Source organism: Enterovibrio nigricans DSM 22720 (assembly GCF_900167155.1).
GTDB classification, from domain to species: domain Bacteria; phylum Pseudomonadota; class Gammaproteobacteria; order Enterobacterales; family Vibrionaceae; genus Enterovibrio; species Enterovibrio nigricans.
The window spans coordinates 1-1,323 of sequence record NZ_FUXU01000225.1 but is presented as its reverse complement, the minus strand read 5'-3'; the positions used below and the strand labels follow the sequence as shown (position 1 = coordinate 1,323).

Genomic DNA, 1,323 nt, shown 5'->3' with positions numbered 1-1,323 from the left:
CCGTTTTATCCATGAAACGAACAGACATTTTGTCTCAGGTGGGTCAATTTTAAATCGACGTTAGTGGGTCATTTTTACATCGGCGGTAACAGCGCCATCATTTCAAGTAAATTTAGTGTTTATGGCACAATGGTTTAGCTAAGGTGGTAGCGTTGTTCACACCTTAATTTGGCGTTAGTTCCCCAGAGAGAGCTATCAATCCATAGGAAATTTTTGTTTCTGGTGGAGCACGCGCATGATTCGGATAATGTCGCCTTCGATCCAATAGGAGACGATCATCGAAATCTCAGGGATAATGAGTAATCTCCCACGAATACCGTCTCGCTGCACACCCATCAGTGGTTGCTCTAACAAGTTTTCTACTTTTGCTTCAATGAGGTTGTCAGTTTTCTCTGCCGCATCAGGGTTGAAGTCATAGAGAAACTCAAAGATCTTTTCACGATCATTAAGTGACTCTTCTTCCCATAAAATCATTGCTTACCTCGATTACGGATTCTGGCTTTGCGCTCTTCCATTCGAGATTTAGCAGTTTGGTGCTCAACGAAAACGGATTTTCCTGAGTCAAACTTCTCAAATGCTAGGTTTACTTGTTCAGTTAGCCATGCATCGTGAGATAATGTTTTTCTTTGCTGCTCAGCGAGTTGCTCAGTAAGTTCACGGCATGCGTCACTCAAAGTGCGACCTTGGCTCTCAGCCATTTGTTGAGCTAGGCGTTTTGTTTCTTCATCAACACGAAATTGAATTCTAGTGTCCATGATGTATTCCTTTGTTGGTGTGTGTACAAATGTTAGCACTAGGCTTTGAGATGGGCAACTAACAAACAATTTAAGAGTGATTCGCAACGCGTGGCATTTTTACTATGCGTTGCGTTTTGTGTTTAAGGTAGTATGCGGGAGCTTCGGTATTGCGTTGCTCACACCTTAACAGGGAGTTATTTTTTCTAATACCAGCGCCCCCTCTAAGAAGCTTTTGTCCATTTTCGGCTTAGAACATCAAAACCTAGATAGCAAAAAGCCGCTCAACGGAGCGGCTTTTTAGTGCGCGAGATAAACCCAGTCCCAAGCAATCAGGCAAACATCAAAAATGATCATCAACACAATGATCACATCCCAACGCCGAAGATAACGTCTGTCATTTTGTGACGCATTCTTTTCATCCTCAGCCAAAGGCATCACATCCAGCTGCGTTTGCTTTTTGCAGAAACCATACGCAGTGCGAGGCATATGTCACTTATCTCCAAATACACAAAAGGCCGCTCAAACGAGCGGCCTTTCTTTTTGCATAGTTATGCAGAATAAGGTGGCAGGGGTGGAGAGATTCGAA

Annotated in this window: 3 protein-coding genes; all 3 read right to left on the bottom strand. The window is 43.3% G+C overall.

The features are described from left to right. Nucleotides 1-195: 195 nt before the first annotated feature. Nucleotides 196-474, bottom strand: a complete 279-nt coding sequence (locus B5D35_RS23810; protein WP_053816243.1) for a type II toxin-antitoxin system RelE/ParE family toxin — start codon at nucleotides 472-474, stop codon at nucleotides 196-198. Next, the gene (locus tag B5D35_RS23805) at nucleotides 471-755 is read right to left on the bottom strand and encodes a type II toxin-antitoxin system TacA family antitoxin (RefSeq protein ID WP_005398409.1); all 285 of its coding nucleotides are present in this window, start codon (nucleotides 753-755) and stop codon (nucleotides 471-473) included. The genes B5D35_RS23810 and B5D35_RS23805 overlap by 4 nt, the downstream gene beginning before the upstream one ends. Before the next feature lie 279 nt (nucleotides 756-1,034). Then, the gene (locus B5D35_RS23795; protein WP_078754858.1) at nucleotides 1,035-1,223 is read right to left on the bottom strand and encodes a hypothetical protein; all 189 of its coding nucleotides are present in this window, start codon (nucleotides 1,221-1,223) and stop codon (nucleotides 1,035-1,037) included. Nucleotides 1,224-1,323 lie beyond the last annotated feature (100 nt).

Bases quoted from the DNA above. Each gene is read 5' to 3' on its own strand.
- B5D35_RS23795 (WP_078754858.1), bottom strand. From the start codon at position 1,223: ATGCCTCGCACTGCGTATGGTTTCTGCAAAAAGCAAACGCAGCTGGAT.
- B5D35_RS23805 (WP_005398409.1), bottom strand. From the start codon at position 755: ATGGACACTAGAATTCAATTTCGTGTTGATGAAGAAACAAAACGCCTA.
- B5D35_RS23810 (WP_053816243.1), bottom strand. From the start codon at position 474: ATGATTTTATGGGAAGAAGAGTCACTTAATGATCGTGAAAAGATCTTT.